Origin of the sequence: Stenotrophomonas sp. TWI587 (assembly GCF_039674145.1) — a bacterium.
Taxonomy (GTDB): domain Bacteria; phylum Pseudomonadota; class Gammaproteobacteria; order Xanthomonadales; family Xanthomonadaceae; genus Stenotrophomonas; species Stenotrophomonas maltophilia_AY.
This window is the reverse complement of record NZ_JBDJMW010000003.1, coordinates 209,482-228,428: the sequence shown is the minus strand read 5'-3', so window position 1 is coordinate 228,428 and position 18,947 is coordinate 209,482. Positions and strand designations below refer to the sequence as shown.

General features: G+C 64.9%; 19 protein-coding genes. 5 read left to right on the top strand and 14 right to left on the bottom strand.

The window, feature by feature from the left end; genetic code table 11:
* Positions 1-71: 71 nt before the first annotated feature.
* Positions 72-455, top strand: a complete 384-nt coding sequence (locus ABE464_RS06695) for a GtrA family protein (RefSeq protein ID WP_346471298.1) — start codon at positions 72-74, stop codon at positions 453-455.
* A gap of 82 nt (positions 456-537) precedes the next feature.
* On the opposite strand, the gene ABE464_RS06690 is transcribed toward ABE464_RS06695, so the two are convergent.
* The 9 genes from ABE464_RS06690 to ABE464_RS06650 all read right to left on the bottom strand — a co-directional run bounded on the left by ABE464_RS06690 (position 538) and on the right by ABE464_RS06650 (position 7,726).
* Positions 538-960, bottom strand: a complete 423-nt coding sequence (locus ABE464_RS06690; protein ID WP_005411127.1) for a F0F1 ATP synthase subunit epsilon — start codon at positions 958-960, stop codon at positions 538-540.
* Positions 961-1,072: 112 nt separating this feature from the next.
* Positions 1,073-2,479, bottom strand: a complete 1,407-nt coding sequence (gene atpD / locus ABE464_RS06685) for a F0F1 ATP synthase subunit beta (protein WP_313209101.1) — start codon at positions 2,477-2,479, stop codon at positions 1,073-1,075.
* A 37-nt stretch (positions 2,480-2,516) separates the two neighbouring features.
* Positions 2,517-3,380, bottom strand: a complete 864-nt coding sequence (atpG, locus tag ABE464_RS06680) for a F0F1 ATP synthase subunit gamma (RefSeq protein ID WP_123730109.1) — start codon at positions 3,378-3,380, stop codon at positions 2,517-2,519.
* A 76-nt stretch (positions 3,381-3,456) separates the two neighbouring features.
* On the bottom strand, positions 3,457-5,004 hold the full coding sequence (gene atpA, locus ABE464_RS06675) for a F0F1 ATP synthase subunit alpha (RefSeq protein WP_123730108.1): 1,548 nt from the start codon (positions 5,002-5,004) through the stop codon (positions 3,457-3,459).
* A 44-nt stretch (positions 5,005-5,048) separates the two neighbouring features.
* Positions 5,049-5,576 carry a F0F1 ATP synthase subunit delta gene (locus ABE464_RS06670; RefSeq protein WP_123730107.1) on the bottom strand — a complete coding sequence of 176 codons (528 nt, stop codon included), beginning with the start codon at positions 5,574-5,576 and terminating at the stop codon, positions 5,049-5,051.
* Positions 5,577-5,579: 3 nt separating this feature from the next.
* Positions 5,580-6,050, bottom strand: coding sequence for a F0F1 ATP synthase subunit B (locus ABE464_RS06665; RefSeq protein ID WP_346471297.1), 471 nt, complete (start codon positions 6,048-6,050; stop codon positions 5,580-5,582).
* A gap of 111 nt (positions 6,051-6,161) precedes the next feature.
* Positions 6,162-6,464, bottom strand: coding sequence for a F0F1 ATP synthase subunit C (atpE, locus tag ABE464_RS06660; RefSeq protein ID WP_017354883.1), 303 nt, complete (start codon positions 6,462-6,464; stop codon positions 6,162-6,164).
* A 67-nt stretch (positions 6,465-6,531) separates the two neighbouring features.
* Positions 6,532-7,326: a F0F1 ATP synthase subunit A gene (gene atpB / locus ABE464_RS06655; RefSeq protein WP_346471296.1), complete on the bottom strand. Its 795-nt coding sequence runs from the start codon at positions 7,324-7,326 to the stop codon at positions 6,532-6,534.
* A 31-nt stretch (positions 7,327-7,357) separates the two neighbouring features.
* Complete coding sequence (locus tag ABE464_RS06650) at positions 7,358-7,726, bottom strand: hypothetical protein (RefSeq protein ID WP_172407534.1); 369 nt, start codon at positions 7,724-7,726, stop codon at positions 7,358-7,360.
* A 539-nt stretch (positions 7,727-8,265) separates the two neighbouring features.
* On the opposite strand from ABE464_RS06650, the gene ABE464_RS06645 reads away from it, so the two are divergent.
* Positions 8,266-9,084, top strand: a complete 819-nt coding sequence (locus ABE464_RS06645) for a hypothetical protein (RefSeq protein ID WP_346471295.1) — start codon at positions 8,266-8,268, stop codon at positions 9,082-9,084.
* A gap of 294 nt (positions 9,085-9,378) precedes the next feature.
* Here ABE464_RS06645 and lpdA read toward each other — a convergent pair whose 3' ends face one another.
* From lpdA to ABE464_RS06625, 4 genes are all read right to left on the bottom strand, one after another.
* The gene (gene lpdA / locus ABE464_RS06640; RefSeq protein ID WP_346471294.1) at positions 9,379-11,193 is read right to left on the bottom strand and encodes a dihydrolipoyl dehydrogenase; all 1,815 of its coding nucleotides are present in this window, start codon (positions 11,191-11,193) and stop codon (positions 9,379-9,381) included.
* A 17-nt stretch (positions 11,194-11,210) separates the two neighbouring features.
* Positions 11,211-11,825, bottom strand: a complete 615-nt coding sequence (locus tag ABE464_RS06635; protein WP_346471440.1) for a hypothetical protein — start codon at positions 11,823-11,825, stop codon at positions 11,211-11,213.
* A 29-nt stretch (positions 11,826-11,854) separates the two neighbouring features.
* On the bottom strand, positions 11,855-13,258 hold the full coding sequence (locus tag ABE464_RS06630; protein WP_346471293.1) for a dihydrolipoyllysine-residue acetyltransferase: 1,404 nt from the start codon (positions 13,256-13,258) through the stop codon (positions 11,855-11,857).
* A 201-nt stretch (positions 13,259-13,459) separates the two neighbouring features.
* Entirely contained in the window at positions 13,460-13,981 is a 522-nt protein-coding gene (locus ABE464_RS06625) for a DNA-deoxyinosine glycosylase (protein ID WP_346471292.1), read from the bottom strand.
* 192 nt (positions 13,982-14,173) lie between these two features.
* Between ABE464_RS06625 and ABE464_RS06620 the strand changes: the two genes are divergently transcribed.
* The 3 genes from ABE464_RS06620 (at position 14,174) to glpK (ending at position 17,994) form a co-directional block, all read left to right on the top strand.
* On the top strand, positions 14,174-14,806 hold the full coding sequence (locus ABE464_RS06620) for an OmpW family outer membrane protein (protein ID WP_346471291.1): 633 nt from the start codon (positions 14,174-14,176) through the stop codon (positions 14,804-14,806).
* Positions 14,807-14,952: 146 nt separating this feature from the next.
* Positions 14,953-16,446, top strand: a complete 1,494-nt coding sequence (gene glpD / locus ABE464_RS06615) for a glycerol-3-phosphate dehydrogenase (RefSeq protein ID WP_346471290.1) — start codon at positions 14,953-14,955, stop codon at positions 16,444-16,446.
* A 48-nt stretch (positions 16,447-16,494) separates the two neighbouring features.
* On the top strand, positions 16,495-17,994 hold the full coding sequence (glpK, locus tag ABE464_RS06610) for a glycerol kinase GlpK (protein ID WP_346471289.1): 1,500 nt from the start codon (positions 16,495-16,497) through the stop codon (positions 17,992-17,994).
* Positions 17,995-18,066: 72 nt separating this feature from the next.
* Here the strand turns inward: glpK and ABE464_RS06605 are convergent, their stop codons facing one another.
* Positions 18,067-18,861, bottom strand: a complete 795-nt coding sequence (locus tag ABE464_RS06605) for a MetQ/NlpA family ABC transporter substrate-binding protein (protein ID WP_313209094.1) — start codon at positions 18,859-18,861, stop codon at positions 18,067-18,069.
* Between the last annotated feature and the right edge of the window lie 86 nt (positions 18,862-18,947).

Here is an 18,947-nt window from a genome sequence, read left to right as displayed (position 1 = left end):
TCCGGGAATCGTTGAGGGGAATTCTAGTGCGCCGCTCGTTAACATGTGGGATTGTCCGCCGCGAATCCTCCATGAGCCTCCTCCGCCAAGGCAGCAGTTACCTCGTCATCGGTCTTGTCCAGCTGGTGCTGGATTGGGCGGTGTTCGTCGGCGCCACCGCACTGGGCATGCCGACGGTGCCAGGCAATCTGCTGGGGCGTGTGGCAGGCATGGTGCTGGGGTTCTGGCTCAACGGCCGTTACACGTTCGCGCGAGACGGCGCACACCGGCTGGGCTGGACGCGATTCGCGCGCTTTCTGCTGCTGTGGGCGGTGCTGACGACGATCAGCACGCTGCTGGTGACGTTGGCCGCCGAGCATCTTGGCCTGCGCTATGCGTGGCTGGCCAAACCACTGGTGGAGGGCGGCCTGGCCGCGGTGTCGTTCCTGCTGATGCGCACCTTGATCTTCCGCTGAGCCATCCGCCGCCGGCAGGCAAAAAAAAACGCCGGCAAGCCGGCGTTTTCCCTTCGTGGATGGCGCCGTCGCGCCGCTCCACTCAGTGCTTGAGCGTCTTGCGCAGGCGCTCGAGGGCCTGCAGCTGGACCACGGCTTCGGCCAGCTTCTGCTGGGCTTCGGCCACTTCCATCGCTTCGCCACGATTGGCCAGGATGCGCTCGGCTTCTTCCTTGGCCTTGCGGACCGAGGCTTCATCGATGTCCTGGGCACGGATCGCGGTGTCGGCCAGCACGGTCACGACCTGCGGCTGCACCTCGAGGATGCCGCCGGAGATGGCGAAATCGAGCTGTTCGCCGTTCGGCGTGGTCACTACCACCTTGCCCGGCTTCAGGCGGGTGATCAGCGGAGCGTGCTTGGGCGCGATGCCCAGCTCGCCCAGCTCGCCGGTGGCCACGACCAGGGTCGCTTCACCACGGAAGATTTCCTGCTCGGCGCTGACGATGTCGCAACGAATGGTGCTCATGTAACTCTCTTCGCTAGGGGGCGGGTTGAACCCACCGCAGGTGTTCCGCAGCGGTGGGCAGATGCCCACCCCGTGTCACGGTCGGGACGGACCGGAGCCCGTCCCCGCCGCATCAGGCCTTCTCGGCCATCTTCTTGGCCTTCTCGACCGCTTCTTCGATGCTGCCGACCATGTAGAACGCCTGTTCCGGCAGGTGGTCGTATTCGCCATCGACGATGGCCTTGAAGCCACGGATGGTGTCCTTCAGCGACACGTACTTGCCCGGCGAGCCGGTGAACACTTCGGCCACGTGGAACGGCTGGCTGAAGAAGCGTTCGATCTTACGGGCGCGGGTCACGGCCTGCTTGTCTTCTTCAGACAGTTCGTCCATGCCCAGGATCGCGATGATGTCCTTCAGTTCCTTGTACTTCTGCAGGGTCTGCTGGACGCGCTGGGCGGTGTCGTAATGCTCGTGGCCGATGACCAGCGGATCCATCTGGCGGCTGGTCGAATCGAGCGGATCCACGGCCGGGTAGATACCCAGCGAGGCGATCGAACGCGACAGGGTCACGGTCGAATCCAAGTGGGCGAACGTGGTGGCCGGCGACGGATCGGTCAAGTCATCGGCGGGCACGTAGACGGCCTGGATCGAGGTGATCGAGCCGTTCTTGGTCGAGGTGATGCGCTCCTGCAGGACGCCCATTTCCTCGGCCAGGGTCGGCTGGTAGCCCACGGCCGACGGCATACGGCCCAACAGTGCCGACACTTCGGTACCGGCCAGGGTGTAGCGGTAGATGTTGTCGACGAACAGCAGCACGTCCTTGCCCTTGCCGTTTTCGTCCTTCTCATCGCGGAAGTACTCGGCCATGGTCAGGCCGGTCAGGGCGACGCGCAGACGGTTGCCCGGCGGCTCGTTCATCTGGCCGTACACCATCGCGACCTTGTCCAGGACGTTGGAGTCCTTCATCTCGTGGTAGAAGTCGTTGCCCTCACGGGTACGCTCACCCACGCCGGCGAACACGGACAGACCGCTGTGCGCCTTGGCGATGTTGTTGATCAGTTCCATCATGTTGACGGTCTTGCCGACGCCGGCGCCGCCGAACAGGCCGACCTTGCCGCCCTTGGCGAACGGGCACATCAGGTCGATGACCTTGATGCCGGTTTCCAGCAGCTCGGTGGCCGGGGACTGGTCTTCGTACGACGGAGCCGAACGATGGATTTCCCAGGTGTCGCTGGCGGTGACCGGACCGGCTTCGTCGATCGGGCGACCCAGCACGTCCATGATGCGGCCCAGCGTGCCCGCGCCGACCGGCACCGAAATGGCGCGTTCGGTGTTGGTGGCGACCAGGTTGCGCTTCAGGCCGTCGGTGGAGCCCAGCGCGATGCAGCGGACCACGCCGTCACCCAGCTGCTGCTGCACTTCCAGCGTGATTTCGGTGTTGTCCACCTTCAGCGCGTGGTACACCTTCGGCACCGACTCGCGGGGGAATTCGACGTCGACGACGGCGCCGATGATCTGAACGATCTTGCCCTGACTCATTGCTGCAATCCTCTAATGTGTGCTTTGACTGTGCGCGTCAGACTGCTGCCGCGCCGCCGACGATTTCGGAGATTTCCTGGGTGATCGCTGCCTGGCGGGCCTTGTTGTAGACCAGCTGCAGGGTTCCGATCAGCTTGTTCGCGTTGTCACTGGCCGACTTCATCGCCACCATGCGTGCCGCATGCTCGGAGGCGACGTTTTCCAGCACGGCCTGGTACACCAGCGACTCGACGTAACGCGTCATCACGTGCTCGAGCACGGTCGCGGCGTCGGGTTCGTACAGGTAGTCCCAGTCGTGATGCGCGACCTGCTTCTCAGCAGCCGGCAACGGCAGCAGCTGATCGAAGCTGGCCTTCTGCGTCATCGTGTTGATGAAGCGGTTGTAGACCAGGTACACGCGGTCGACCTTGCCCTCGGTGAAGGCGTCGAGCATCACCTTGATCACGCCGATCAGCTGTTCCAGGTGCGGCACATCGCCCATGTGGGTGACGCTGCCGACCATGTTGACCTTGACCCGGCGGAAGAAGGTCGAAGCCTTCTGGCCGACGGTGACCACGTCGATCTCGGCGCCCTTTTCCTGGTACTGGCGCACTTCGCCCAGCATCTTGCGGAACAGGTTGTTGTTCAGGCCGCCGGCCAGGCCGCGGTCGGAGGAGATCACGATGTAACCGACCCGCTTGACCTCGTCACGCTGGACCAGGAACGGATGCTGGTAATCGGTGCTGGCCTGGGCCAGGTGACCGATCACCTGCTTCATCGCCTGCGCATACGGACGCGACGTCTTCATCCGCTCCTGCGCCTTGCGGATTTTGGAGGCCGAGACCATTTCGAGCGCGCGCGTCACCTTGCGGGTGTTCTGCACGCTCTTGATCTTGGTTTTGATTTCGCGTCCGCTTGCCATCTCTTATTCCCGTAGAGCGGAGGGGTGCCCCGCTTTGTCACAGTGAAGCGGGGCTGAGCCCCGCTCTACATGCGGCTTACCAGCTGCCGGTGGTCTTGAACTCGGTGATGCCCTTCTTGAAGGCAGCCTCGATATCGTTGTCCCAACCGCCGGTGGCGTTGACCTTCTCGATCAGCTCGCCCTGGGTGTTGGCGAAGTGGGCATGCAGGCCTTCTTCCAGCGCCAGCAGCTTGCTGACCGGCACGTCGTCGAGGTAACCCTCGTTGACGGCGTAGATGGTCAGCGCCTGGTTGGCGATCGACATCGGCGCGTACTGCTTCTGCTTCATCAGCTCGGTGACGCGCTGACCGCGCTCGAGCTGCTTGCGGGTGGCTTCGTCCAGATCCGAGGCGAACTGCGCGAACGCAGCCAGCTCGCGGTACTGCGCCAGCGAGATACGGATGCCGCCGGACAGCTTCTTGATGATCTTGGTCTGGGCCGCACCACCCACGCGCGACACCGAGATACCGGCGTTCACGGCCGGGCGGATGCCGGAGTTGAACAGATCGGTTTCCAGGAAGATCTGGCCGTCGGTGATGGAGATCACGTTGGTCGGCACGAAGGCCGAGACGTCACCGGCCTGGGTTTCGATGATCGGCAGCGCGGTGAGCGAGCCGGTCTTGCCCTTGACGGCGCCGTTGGTGAACTTTTCCACATACTCTTCGGACACGCGGGCAGCGCGCTCGAGCAGGCGGGAGTGCAGGTAGAACACGTCACCCGGGTAGGCTTCACGGCCCGGCGGACGCTTCAGCAGCAGCGAGATCTGGCGGTAGGCGACGGCCTGCTTGGACAGATCGTCGTACACGATCAGCGCGTCTTCGCCGCGGTCCATGAAGTACTCACCCATGGTGCAGCCCGAGTAGGCGCTGATGTACTGCATCGCGGCCGATTCGGACGCGGTCGCAGCGACCACCACGGTGTGCGCCAGGGCGCCGTTCTCTTCCAGCTTGCGCACGATGTTGGCGACGGTCGAGGCCTTCTGGCCGATCGCGACGTACACGCACTTGATGCCGGTCGCCTTCTGGTTGATCACCGCATCGATGGCCAGGGCGGTCTTGCCGGTCTGGCGGTCACCGATGACCAGCTCGCGCTGGCCACGGCCGATCGGGATCATGGAGTCGACCGACTTGTAACCGGTCTGCACCGGCTGGTCGACGGACTTGCGCCAGATCACGCCCGGGGCCACACGCTCCACCGGAGCGGACAGCTTGGCCGCGATCGGGCCCTTGCCGTCGATCGGCTCACCGAGCGCGTTGACCACGCGACCCAGCATTTCCGGACCCACCGGCACTTCCAGGATGCGACCGGTGGTCTTGGCCACGTCGCCTTCGCGCAGGTTCTGGTAATCACCCAGGACCACGGCGCCGACCGAGTCGCGCTCCAGGTTCAGGGCCAGGGCGAAGGTGTTGTTCGGCAGTTCGATCATTTCGCCCTGCATCACGTCGGCCAGACCGAAGATGCGCACGATGCCGTCGGACACGCTGGTCACGGTGCCTTCGTTGCGCGATTCCGCGGCCAGCTTGACCTTCTCGATGCGGTTCTTGATCAGTTCGCTGATTTCGGAGGGGTTGAGCGTGGTTGCCATCGTCAAGTCCTAGTGCCGGCGGTCACGCCGGACGTTAAATGAATTCAGTTAGCGAGCGCGGTCTGCAGGCGCGACAGCTTGCCCTTGAGCGAGCCATCGATGACCACATCGCCGGCGTCGATCACGGCACCGCCGATCAGCGACGCATCGACCGCGGTCGTCACGTCCACCTCGCGGCCGAAGCGCTTGCGCAGCGCGGCCTTGATGGCGTCCAGTTCGGCGCCGGACAGTTCCGAGGCCGAGGTCACGGTGGCCTTGACCACGTGTTCGGCTTCAGCGCGCAGCTGGTCGTACATGCCGGCGATTTCCGGCAGCAGCGGCAGACGGTGCGCATCGGCCAGCACGGCCAGGAAGCGACCGAAGGTCTCGCTGGACGATTCCGGCACCAGCAGCGCGACGGCGGCGTCGCGCTCCAGCTCCGGGTTCGACAGCAGGGCCGCCACGCGCGGGTCGGCAGCTACGTGGGCGGAGAACGCAAGCGCGTCCGACCACGGCGCGAACGTGCCTTCGTCGCGCGCGGTCGCGAACGCGGCGCGGGCATACGGGCGTGCAAGCGTGAGGGCCTGGCTCATCGATCAGATCTCCGATGCCAGCTCGTCGAGCAGCGCCTTGTGGGCGTTGGCATCGATTTCGCGCTTGAGCAGCTTTTCGGCACCGCTCACGGCCAGCGCGGACACCTGCTTGCGCAGATCTTCACGGGCACGGTTGGCGGCAGCGTCGATCTCGGCGTAGGCCAGATCTTTCTGGCGGGTCGCTTCGACGATGGCTTCGTTCTTGGCCGCATCAACGATCTGGTTGGCGCGGGCATGGGCCTGATCGATGATCTCGTTGGCCTTGGTGCGCGCATCCTTCAGGGCATCGTTGACCTTTTCCTGCGCCTGGGCCAGATCCTTCTGGCTGCGGTCAGCAGCGGCGAGGCCTTCAGCGATCTTCTGCTGACGCTCTTCGATGGCGTTCATCAACGGCGGCCAGATCTTGGTCGCGATGATCCAGATCAGACCGGCAAATGCCAGTCCCTGGGCAACGAGGGTAAAACCGATATCCATGGGGTTCGCTCAATCGGGGGTGACGGGGTGGATGGGCCGCCGTGGCGGCGCATCCGATCCTTCATCCGCGATCAGGCGCACAAGGCGCCTGATCGTTTCGCTGTTGCTGGATTAACCAGCAACCTGCGGCAGGCGTGCAACGAACTCGCCGATCATCGGGTTGGCGAAGGCCAGCAGCAGGCCGACGGCGACCGAGATGATGAACGCGGCGTCGATCAGGCCGGCGGTGATGAACATGCGGACCTGCAGAACCGGAATCAGTTCCGGCTGACGGGCAGCCGATTCCAGGAACTTACCGGCCATGATGGCCAGACCGAGACCGGCACCCAGCGCGGCCAGGCCGATCATGATGCCGACGGCGAGGACGGTGGAGCTCTGGACTTGGGCGAGGTTGGTCAGGACGGCGAAGTACATGGTTTTCTCCTGGAACTTTGAATAGCTAAGGGTTTAGAAACAAACGGATGAAGGGTGAAACGAAAACTCAGTGAGCGTCTTCCGACAGGCTCAGGTACACGATGGACAACATCATGAAGATGAACGCCTGCAGCGGAATCACCAGCAGGTGGAACAGCATCCAGCCCAGGCCGAATGCACCGCCTGCAATGGCACCGGCGATACCAGCACCGCCCAGCACCCAGATCAGCAGGAAGACGATCTCGCCGCCGAACATGTTGCCGAACAGTCGCATCGCCAGCGAAATCGGCTTGCTCAGCCATTCGACGATGTTGAGGATCAGGTTGAACGGCATCATCCACTTGCCGAACGGCGCGGTCAGGAATTCCTTGGTGAAACCACCCAGGCCCTTGGAACGCAGCGCGAAGAACAGCATCAGGAAGAACACGCTGATCGACATGCCCAAGGTGGCATTGACGTCGGCGGTCGGGACCGGCTTCCAGTACGGCACGCCGAGCAGCTCGAGCGGCTTGGCGATGAAGTCGGCCGGGATCATCTTGATGAGATTCATCATGAGGATCCAGAAGAACAGGGTGATCGCGATCGGGGTCACCAGCTTGCTGGTGCCGTGGTAGGTGTCCTTGGCCTGGCGGTCAACGAATTCCAGGCAGATCTCGACGAACGCCTGCCACTTGCCCGGGACGCCGGCCGTGGCCTTGCGGGTTGCCATCCAGAAGCCAAACACCATCAACAAACCCATCAGGACCGAAGTCACAATGGTGTCGACGTGAATTGCCCAGAAACCACCTTCCTGCATATGGAACGTCAGGTTGTGCAGGTGATGTTGGATGTAGGAGGTGGGTGTCAGCGCCTCGCCTGCCATGTGTCCGGAACCTTGAGTTAAATAAATTGGATCAGCGCCTGGCCAGAGCCAGGACCTGGAACATCAACCCGACGGCGATACCGGCCAGCAGCGCCAATGCAGGCAGCTTGAAGACCAGGAACCCCACCATCAGGACGCCGAATACGAGCACCCACTTTGCCACCACCGCCAGGATCAGGCGGGTCATCGCCGAACCTGCCGCCTGCACCCCGCCGCCCAGCGCCATCCGCGCGGCGACCCAGCCGGCTGCAGAAACCGCCACACCGGAGAGCAACGCCCCCAGGGCTGCCTTCGGGCCACCCCACAGCAGCAGGGCCAGAGCCAGGACAGCCACTGCAGCCAGCGGGTAAACCGCTGCGCGCAGCATCAGTCGCCGACCCGCGTCAACGGAGTTCAGCACGTGAATGTCCTGCATGGTTGTGAGTAGGAAAGGCCGAGGCTGCAAGCAAACGCCTCGTCGAGCCGCCAAATTATAGCAATGGGACAATTTGAGAGACAACCGCTGCCTGTTCATCCCGGATGTACCCCCGCCGTTGGGGCCTCGTGCGTGCCTGTGCCACCTGCGGTCCAATCGGTTTGCGCGGAAGCGGCTCGATGCGGCAGTGCAGCACGTTGAACTTTGCCCACCCACTACTGTCAGATCCATGAGCCTGCCGTTGAATCCTCGTCGGCGTCCCGCGAGCGGGCTGGTACAGGGTGGCCCCGAAGCCCTCTCCGGGGCCACCCTCTTTTTTGAGACGCGGGCGGCGTGATCACGGACCTGGCGATGCCGGGCCTGACATGAACGGCGGTTCGACCCGCAAACGGCCAACGCGCGGACCTGCGGTCGCCCGGCACGCATGAACGGTACACACAGCGTCCACCATACCTTCACGAATGGTGGACGTCGCAGTGGGCAATGTGACGGCACATCACTTAGAACCACCGCAAGGACCCCCGATGCGCCCGATGCTCTCCCTGCTTGCCGTGCCAGTCGCTCTGGCCGCACTCTCCTACGCCGCCCCGTCCCACGCTGCCGAGGGCGATGATCGCTTCGCGCTGCGTCTGGGTGCGATGCAGATCGATTCGGACAACACGATCCGCGGCAACACCAACATCGCGGGCCAGGACGTTGGCTTCTCCGAAGATTTCGGCCTCGGTGGCAAGGAATGGGAGCCGCGCATTGACGGCATGTTCCGCATCAGCAACCGTCAGCGCCTGCTGTTCAACTACTTCAAGTACGACAAGGATCGCCGCGAGACCCTCGATCAGGGCGTGAGCTTCGGTGATACCAATGTGCCGGCCGGCAGCTTCATCAAGGGTGAGCTGAAGTATCAGGTGGCCAGCCTGGTGTATGACTACTCGGTGGTGGATACCGACAAGTTCGACCTGGGCCTGCAGCTGGGTGCCGAGTACGCCAAGGTCAGCACCAAGGCGTATGCCGATGTGGGTGATCTGTACCAGGGCGAGTTCCTGGACGAGAAGGCCGACGGTGTCGCCCCGGTGGTTGGCGCACGCCTGAGCTTCACCCCGTCCGAGAAGTGGATGATCACCTTCCAGGGCCAGTACCTGAACACCAAGTGGGGCAACTTCGACGATTACGACGGCGATCTGAGCCGTGCCAATGCGATCGTCGATTACCGCTTCACCAAGAACTTCGGCGTGTTCGCCGGCTACGACTGGTTCAAGCTGGACGTGGATCAGACCGGCAGCGATGGCACGATCGGTCTGAAGCAGGAGTTCAAGGGCCCGGTGGCAGGCGTCAGCTTCGTCTTCTAAGCCCTTCGCAACACCGCTCTCTCCAAGCGCGGCCTCCGGAATATCGGGGGCCGCGTTTTTTTTGGTGAAGCAACGGCGGGCTGGTGGAGTGGCGGCCACGGACACCCTGTCGTGCGAATGTCCCCCGGCGACGGCCTGTGGCCGTCACCTCCTCCTTGATTTCGCCCCACAGGGTGTCCGTGCCCGCCTCGACAAAACTCCGGTAGCCGCCGGGAGGTCAGCAACAAAAAACCCCGGCTTTCACCGGGGTTTTTCGTTGAAGCGGAGCCACCACCAACAGCGGTGATCGCCCAATTACTTCTTCTTCGGCATGTACAGATCGGTGATCGTGCCGTCGTAGATTTCCGCGGCCATCGCCACCGATTCGCTCAGCGTCGGATGCGCATGGATGGTGTGGCCGATGTCTTCGGCCTCCGCACCCATCTCGATCGCCAGACCGATCTCGGCCAGCAGATCACCCGCATGCACGCCGACGATCGCACCACCGATGATGCGGTGGGTTTCTTCGTCGAAAATCAGCTTGGTGAAGCCCTCGGTCCGGCCGATGCCGATCGCACGGCCGCTGGCGGCCCACGGGAACTTGGCCACGCCGACCTTCAGGCCCTTGGCCTTGGCTTCGGTTTCGGTTACGCCGACCCACGCGATTTCCGGATTGGTGTAGGCCACCGACGGAATCACGCGCGCCACCCATTCCTTCTTCTCGCCGGAAGCCACTTCCGCGGCCAGCTTGCCCTCGTGCGTGGCCTTGTGGGCCAGCATCGGGTTGCCGACGATGTCGCCGATGGCAAAGATGTGCGGCACGTTGGTGCGCATCTGGCGGTCGGCCGGGATGAAGCCACGGTCGGTGACCTGCACGCCGGCCTTCTCGGCATCGATCTTCCTGCCGTTCGGCGAGCGACCCACCGCGACCAGCACGCGGTCGAAGGTGCTGGCGTCCAGACCCGGCTTTTCGCCTTCCACCGCCGCTTCGAAGGACACGGTGATGCCGGCCTTGTCGGCCTTGACGTCGGTCGCCTTGGTCTTCAGGTGGACCTCCACGCCCTGCTTCTTCAGGCGATCGGCCAGCGGCTTGACCAGGTCCTTGTCGGCGCCCGGCATCAGCTGGTCCATGAACTCGACCACGGTCACCTTGCTGCCCAGCGCCGCATACACCGTCGCCATTTCCAGGCCGATGATGCCGCCACCGACCACCAGCAGCGAACCCGGCACGTCGGCCAGCTCCAGCGCATCGGTGGAGTCCATGACGCGCTCGTCGTCCCACGGGAAGTTGGGCAGCTTCACCGCCTGCGAACCGGCGGCGATGATGCATTGCTCAAAGCGCAGCAGCTGGGTCTTGCCGTCGTCGCCGACGATCTCCAGCTCGTTGGCCGAGACGAACTTCGCCAGGCCCTGTACGGTGCGCACCTTGCGCTGCTTGGCCATGCCGGCCAGGCCCTTGGTCAGCTGGGTAACCACCTTTTCCTTGTAGCCGCGCAGCTTGTCCAGGGTGATGGTCGGCTTGCCGAACTCCACGCCGAAATCACCGGCGTGGGCGACTTCGTCGATCACCGCGGCCGCATGCAGCAGTGCCTTGGAGGGGATGCAGCCCACGTTGAGGCAGACGCCGCCGAGGCTGGCGTAACGCTCGATCAGCACGGTATCCACGCCCAGATCGGCCGAACGGAAGGCGGCGGTGTAACCGCCCGGGCCTGCGCCCAGCACCACCATCTTGCATTCGATGTCGGCCGGCTTGCCCGAGGACAGCGCCGGCTGCGGCGCGGCCGGTTCGGCCGGGGCGCGGTGCGACGGGGTCACCGGCGGCTTGCTGGCCGGTGCGGCCTCGGCCTTGGGTGCCTCGGCCTTGGCCGGGGCGGCAGGCGCAGCGGCCTCGCCTTCGGCCTCCAGCAGCAGCACGACGTCGCCTTCGGAGAGGTTGTCGCCGAGCTTGACCTTGATTTCCTTGACCACACCGGCGGCCGAGGACGGCACTTCCAGCGTTGCCTTGTCCGATTCCAGCGTGACCAGACCCTGGTCCTTCTTCACCGTGTCACCCACGGCGACCAGCAGTTCGATCACCGGGACACCGCTGTAATCGCCGATGTCGGGAACCTTGATTTCAATTGCGGCCATTCGTGTTCTCCTGGTGCTCAGCCGGCCTTGCCGCCGAGCAGTTGCTGCAGTTCGTCGAGCGACTCGTCCAGATCTTTCCAGCGACGGTCGAGCTTCTTTTCCTTGGTGTCGCTGGCTTCGATCAGCAGCGCCACCTGTTTCATCATCAGCTGGCCCGCACCGCATTCGGGCCGGGTGCCGCTGTAACGCTGGCCATCCACGGTGAAGGACAGCACATCACCCTCCAGCACCGGCGCCTTGCGGTCGCCCGGCACCTGCGCGGCCAAGGCGGCCTGCCAGCTGTGCAGCAGCCGCTGCGCCAACGGCGCCGGGATGCTGACCTGGTACTGGTCCGGCTCCTGGTCCACGCGCAGTTCCACGCCGCCCTGGCGGGCGCCGCTGTTCCAGTTGTAGACGCGCTTGTCGGCCCGGCTGTAGCGCAAGGTCCATTCCTGGTCCTGGGTGCCGGGCAGCAACGCCACGCCGGTCTCCACGCCACTTTTGGGCAGGCTGACCAGCGACAGTGCCGGCTGCGCCTTGCCGTCGAACAGGGTTTCCACTGCCTGGCCATAGTTGCCGACCGCCGGTGGCCAGCCATGGCCCAGGTCGGACGCGCATTCGCGCGCGCCCGCCTGTGCCATCGGCAGCGCCATCAGCAGCCCGGTCAGGACCAGGCCCTGCTTCACAGCAGGACGCGCCGCATGTCGGCCAGCACCTGCGAGAGGTAGGTGGTGAAGCGGGCGGCCAGCGCGCCGTCGATGACGCGGTGGTCATAGCTCAGCGACAGCGGCAGCATCAGCTTCGGCGCGAATTCCTTGCCGTTCCAGACCGGCTGGATCGACGACTTGGACACGCCCAGGATGGCCACTTCCGGTGCATTGACGATCGGGGTGAACGCGGTGCCACCGATGCCGCCCAGCGAGCTGATCGAGAAGCAGCCACCGCTCATGTCGGCCGGGCCGAGCTTGCCGTCGCGGGCCTTCTTGGCCAGTTCGCCGGATTCCTGCGCGATCTGCACCACACCCTTCTTGTCGACGTCGCGGATCACCGGCACGACCAGGCCGCTCGGGGTATCAGCCGCGAAACCGATGTTGAAGTACTTCTTCAGGGTCAGATTCTCGCCGCTGGCATCCAGCGAGGCGTTGAACTCCGGGAACTTCTTCAGCGCCGCGGCGCTGGCCTTGACCAGGAAGGCGAGCATGGTCAGCTTGATGCCGGCCTTCTCGTTTTCCTTGTTCAGGGCCACGCGCAGGGCTTCCAGTTCGGTGATGTCGGCCTGTTCGAACTGGGTGACATGCGGAATCATCGCCCAGTTGCGGGCCAGGTTCGCGCCCGAGATCTTCTTGATCCGCGACAGCGGCTGGACCTCGACCTCACCGAACTTGCTGAAGTCGACCTTCGGCCAGGCCAGCAGGTTCAGGCCGCCACCAGCTGCCACGGTACCGCCGGTGGCAGCGCCGCCGCCGGACAGCGCCGACTTGACGAACTTCTGCACGTCGGACTTGGTGATGCGGCCGCCCTTCTCTGTGCCGCTCAGCTGATTGAGGTCCACGCCCAGCTCGCGGGCGAACACGCGCACGGCCGGCGAGGCGTAGGGGACCTTCTGCGGCAGCACGCTGTCGGCATTGAAGGCCACCGGCGGGCTGGTCGGCGAGCCACCCGACGGGGCAGCGGCGGCCGGCGCCGGCTGGGTCGGCCTGGCAGCCGACTGTTCGATATCACGGGCGGCCAGCCTGTCCGGTTCGGCCGGGGCAGCGACGGGCTCGACCTTGGTCGCGGTCTCGGCGGCTTCGGTCTTGGCGGCGGGGGCCGGCGCGGCAGCAGCGGCCGGCGCGGCGGGCTCGTCGCTGACTTCGATCAGCGCGACGAGCTTGCCCTCGGAGAGGTTGTCGCCGATCTTGACCTTGATTTCCTTGACGATACCGGCCACCGAGGACGGCACTTCCATCGTGGCCTTGTCCGATTCCAGCGTCACCAGACCCTGGTCTTTCTTGACGGTATCTCCAACGGCGACCAGCACCTCGATTACCGGGATATCGCTGTAGTCACCGATATCGGGGACAAGTGCTTCCTTGATTTCGGCCATGGGGAAAACTCCGGCAATCTGGTGTAGGGAATCGCCTATTGTGGGGGCATCGCGCGCCAGCGCCAACCAGCTTGGCGAATTTTCAGCGCCGCTGTCCCGGGACAGGCTGTTGCAGGCATCTGCTTTGGCCGGATTCGGCTTGGCACAGTGCAAAGCGGAATGTTCCAGTCGGCACCGTATTGTCCGCCACTGTCCCCCGCCTCAGCGCCGTACGGCATCGGCCAGCGGGTGCCAGGCCTCGACAAGCCTGGGCAACGGCCAGGCCGCGTTGGCCGGGCTGGTGGAAGGCAGCGACCAGACCGTCACCTCGCGCGCCGCGCCGACCAGCGTGGGCAGGATGAAACGCTGGAACGCGCGGTACGCGGTGCCCCCATTGCAGGCGATCGCACGCAGCGCAGGCAATCCGTCGATCAGTACCCCCAGCGCGTTGGGTGTTTCAGTGCCGCGCACGATCGACGCATCCAGGCTGCCGCGTCGCTCGCACTGCCCGATCACATCCCACACGCCCACACCGCACGCGTTCAATACGCGCACGCGCTCCGGATAAGACAGTGTCGCGTCGATCCCGCACAGCACGCCCATCAATGGCCAGAAACGATTGCGCGGATGCGCGTAGTACTGCGCGGCCTGCAGCGAGGCAACGCCCGGCATCGAGCCGAGTACCAGCAGGCGGCAGTCGGCGTTCAGCTGCGCGGGGAAGCCGATGCATGTTGTCGTTTCCATCACGCCATCACCAGATGCATGAATGTCAGGAGTTGCATGATCGCCTGTAAATACAGCGGTTTCGCACTGATCGCTGAATGGAAACAACTAAATTTTAACGTGCGTCGGACGCGATTCAGATTGCGGGGACTACGGTTGCCTCGCCCCACAACACCGGGGCCCAGAACAAAAACATCCTGAGGAGATTCCCCCATGCGCTCCATCCGTACCCTGACCCTGGCTACCCTGACTGCTCTTGCTTTTGCGCCGGCTGCTTTCGCGCAGGACAGCACTGTTGATACCGCTTCTGGCAAGCACTTCGCCGTGGTCGGCGGCGTCTCGCTGCTGCAGCCGAAGAACGATCCGCTCGATGGCGTGCGCAAGGTGGACGGCGGCCCGGCCCCGACCCTGAGTTTGAGCTACTACATCAACGACAACTGGGCCGTGGAACTGTGGGGCGCAGCCGACAAGTTCGATCACCGCGTGCGCGGCACCGATGGCGCCCGCCTGGGCACCGTCGAGCAGCAGCCGATCGCGCTGAGCGGCCAGTACCACTTCGGCCAGGCCGACAACGTGTTCCGTCCGTTCGTGGGCGCCGGTTACTACGAGTCCAACTTCAGCAATGAAGACCTCGCCAGCGACATCGGCCACATCGGCGTCAAGACCGCCAAGGGCGCGATCGGCACCGTCGGTGTGGACATGAACATCAACAGCACCTGGTTCGCCCGTGCCGATGCCCGCTACATGCATTCGCGCCCGGAGCTGACCGTCAACGGTGAAGGCACCGGCGACAAGGCCAAGCTGGATCCGTGGACCGTGGGCTTTGGCATCGGCGCGCGCTTCTAAGCACGCCCTTCCGCATCACGTAGTACGCACAACGGGCCCCTCGCGGGCCCGTTGTCGTTGGTGGGGCCACTTTCATCCTGCTTTTCCGGTCGCTGGCCGACACTGGCGCCAACAACGGACCACGCCGGTCCGCCCGCGGGGAGCCGATGCGCGAGTCCTTCGACATGCTGGTGGTGGGCGGCGGCATCAACGGCGCCGGTATCGCCCGGGATGCCGCCGGGCGCGGGCTGTCGGTATGCCTGTGCGAGCAGGATGATCTGGCCGCCCACACCTCCAGCGCCAGTACCAAACTGATCCACGGTGGCCTGCGCTATCTGCAGCAGGGCGAGTTCGCCTTGGTACGCAAGGCGCTCAACGAGCGCGAAACACTGCGCCAGCTTGCACCGCATCTGATCGCCCAGACCCGCTTCGTGCTGCCGCATGCGCGCCACCTGCGCCCAGCCTGGATGCTGCGCGCAGGATTGTGGCTCTACGACCACCTTGGCCACGCCAATCCCCATTTTCCGCGCTCGCAGCGCATCGACCTGCAGCGCGATCGGAGCGGCGCTGCATTGCAGCCCGCCTACCGGACCGGCTTCACCTATGCCGATGCACGCGTCAACGATGCCCGGCTGGTGGTGCTCAACGCGCTCGATGCGCATGAGCGCGGTGCCGACATCCGCACACGCACCCGCTGCGAACAGCTGATCCGTCACCGCGACCACTGGTGGGCTGTCCTGCGCACCGCCAACGGCGACGTGCAGCGTATTCGCGCCCGGTGCGTGGTCAACGCGAGCGGCCCATGGGCGGGCACGGTGCTGGAGCGTGCCGGACTGGATGCGCCGCTGGGCCTGCGGCTCGTGCAGGGCAGCCACCTGGTGGTGCCCCGCCTGTTCGCGCACGACAGCGCCTACCTGTTCCAGCAGCCCGACCAGCGTGTGGTGTTTGCCATTCCCTTCGAGCAGGATTTCACCCTGATCGGCACCACCGATACCGACTACGACGGCGACCCGGCGCTGGCGCAGCCGCGCCCGGACGAGGAAGCGTATCTGCTGGATGCGGTGAACCGGTTCGTCCGCCTCCCCGTGCGCGCCGAGGACATCGTCTGGCGCTACAGCGGGGTGCGACCACTATTGGCCGATCATCACCGGGATGCGTCGCGGGTCACCCGCGACTACCGATTGGAACTGGATACCGCTGGCGCGGCGCTGCTCAGCGTGCTGGGTGGCAAGCTCACCACCTACCGCGCACTGGCCGAGGAAGCGCTTGGGCGGCTTACATCCTCACTGCCGGAAATGGGCGCGGCATGGACCGCCGGTGGACCGCCATTACCGGGTGGCGATGGCGGCACGGCCGCGGAAGTTGCCGAGGCACTGCGGTGTGACCACCCTCGCCTGCCCGCTCCCCTGCTGCAGCGCCTGGCCGGCAGCTACGGCACCCGCGCGGCCGGTCTGCTTGCCGGTACACAGACCCTCGACGCGTTGGGCCAGGACCACGGCGCCGGCCTTTACGACCGCGAGCTGGAGTACCTCATCGCCCACGAGTGGGCGCGCACCGCCGACGACGTGCTGTGGCGCCGCAGCCATCTGGGATTGCGCATGGACGCCGCACAGCGCGGGGCATTGACCGCCACCCTGCAGGCGCGTGTTTCGATGCCGTAGGCTGTACCTCTGTCACGCCTCACGGCCTCGATTTCCACGGAGCAGACCATGGACAAGCACTACGTGCTCGCCATCGACCAGGGCACGACCAGTTCGCGCGCCATCCTGTTTGATCGTGCCGGGCGCATCGCCGGCAGCGCGCAACGCGAGTTCACCCAGATCTTCCCGCAGCCGGGCTGGGTGGAGCATGACCCGCGCGAGATCCTGACCAGCGTGTACACCACGATCACCGAACTGCTGAACCGCCACCAGGTGGACCCGCGCACGATCGCCGGCATCGGCATCACCAACCAGCGCGAGACCACGGTGGTCTGGGACAAGGCCACCGGCCAGCCGATCCACAATGCCGTGGTGTGGCAGTCGCGGCAGAGCCATGCGATCTGCGAACAGCTCAAGGCCGACGGCCACGAGCCGCTGATACGGCGCAAGACCGGGCTGTTGATCGATGCCTATTTCTCGGCGACCAAGATCCGCTGGATCCTTGATCACGTCGAGGGCGCGCAGGCACGCGCCGAGCGCGGCGAACTGCTGTTCGGCACCATCGACAGCTGGTTGATCTGGAACCTCAGCGGCGGCCAGGCACACGTCACCGATGTCACCAATGCCGCGCGCACGCTGCTGTTCGATATCCACGCGCTGCAGTGGGACGATGAACTGCTGGCGCTGTTCAACATCCCGCGCGCGATGCTGCCGCAGGTGCGCAGTTCCAGTGAGGTGTATGCCACCACCCAGGCGCAGTTCTTTTTCGATCAGCACTTGCCGATTGCCGGCATCGCCGGCGACCAGCAGGCCGCGCTGTTCGGCCAGGCCTGCTTCGAGCCGGGCATGGCCAAGAACACCTATGGCACCGGCTGTTTCATGCTGATGAACACCGGCGAGAAGGCGGTGACCTCCGACAATGGCCTGCTCACCACCATCGCGTGGGGCCTCGATGGCCGTGTGGAATATGCGCTGGAAGGCTCGATCTTCGTCGCCGGCTCGGTGGTGCAGTGGTTGCGCGACGGGCTGCGCATGTTCGGCAAATCCAGCGACTGTCAGGCCTACGCCGAGCGTGCGGCCGACAACGGCGGTGTGTACCTGGTGCCAGCCTTCGTGGGGCTTGGAGCGCCGTACTGGCGCGGCGATGTGCGCGGCGCGATGTTCGGGCTGACCCGCGGCACCACCAAAGAGCACTTCATCCGCGCGGCGGTGGAATCGATGGCCTACCAGACCCGCGACGTGCTGGCGGCGATGCAGGCCGATGCGGGAATCGAGCTGAAGGAGCTGCGCGCCGATGGCGGCGCGATCGCCAATGATTTCATGGCGCAGTTCCAGAGCGACATCCTGGGTGTACCGGTGCTGCGCCCACAGGTGGCCGAAACCACCGCGCTGGGCGCGGCCTATCTGGCCGGGCTGGCCACCGGGTTCTGGAGCAGCCGGGCGGAGATCGCCGCGCAATGGGCGGTGGATCGCCGCTTCACGCCGCAGATGCCGGCGGATCAGCGCGAGGCGCTGTACAGCGGCTGGCAGCAGGCGGTGGACGCAACGATGGGGTTCCGGGTGGGGTGACGCCCGCGTCGGCGATCACTGCCGCGCGGGCGCGTCCAGCCACGCATGGCGTGGCTCTGCCGTGGATGCCGGTCAGAATGCCGGAAGAACGGCGCCCTTGTACTTTTCGGCGATGAAGGCTTTCACTTCCGGGCCGGTCAGGGCCTTGGCCAACTGCTGCACGCGGGCATCATCCTTGTTGTCCGGGCGGGCGACGAGGAAGTTCACGTACGGCGAATCCTTGCTTTCGATCGCCAGCGCATCCTGGGTCGGGTTGAGCCCGGCATCCAGCGCGTAGTTGGTATTGATCAGGGCCAGATCCACCTGGTCCAGCACGCGCGGCAGCATCGCCGAGTCCAGCTCGCGGAACTTGAGCTGCTTCGGGTTGGCGATGATGTCACGCTGGGTGGCCAACGCATTGGTCGGGTCCTTGAGCGTGATCACGCCGGCCTTGTGCAGCAGGATCAGCGCGCGGCTGTTGTTGCTCGGGTCGTTGGGGATCACCACATCGGCGCCGTTGGGCAGCGCATCGAGTGATGTGAAACGCCGCGAGTACGCACCGAAGGGCTCGATATGCACGCCGATCACCTTGACCAGATCCGTCTTGCGATCACGGTTGTAGGCATCCAGATAGGGCTCGGTCTGGAAGTAGTTCACGTCGACCTGCTTCTGCACCAGCTGGTCGTTGGGCTGCACGTAGTCGTTGAACACGCGCACGTCCAAGGTCAGGCCTTCCTTTTCCAGGATCGGCTTGACCACGGCGAGGATCTCGGCGTGCGGCACCGCGGTGGCGGCGACCACCAGCTTCTTGGAATCATTGGCCGGCTTGCCGCAGGCGGCCAGGGCCAGCGAGGCGGCAAGCAACGGGAGCAGCAGGTACTTTTTCATGGGAGCAGCGGGATCCATAAGGGCAGCAACGCCCCACGATACCGCACGCCCCGGCCCTTGCGGAATCCGGGGCATATGACCCCACG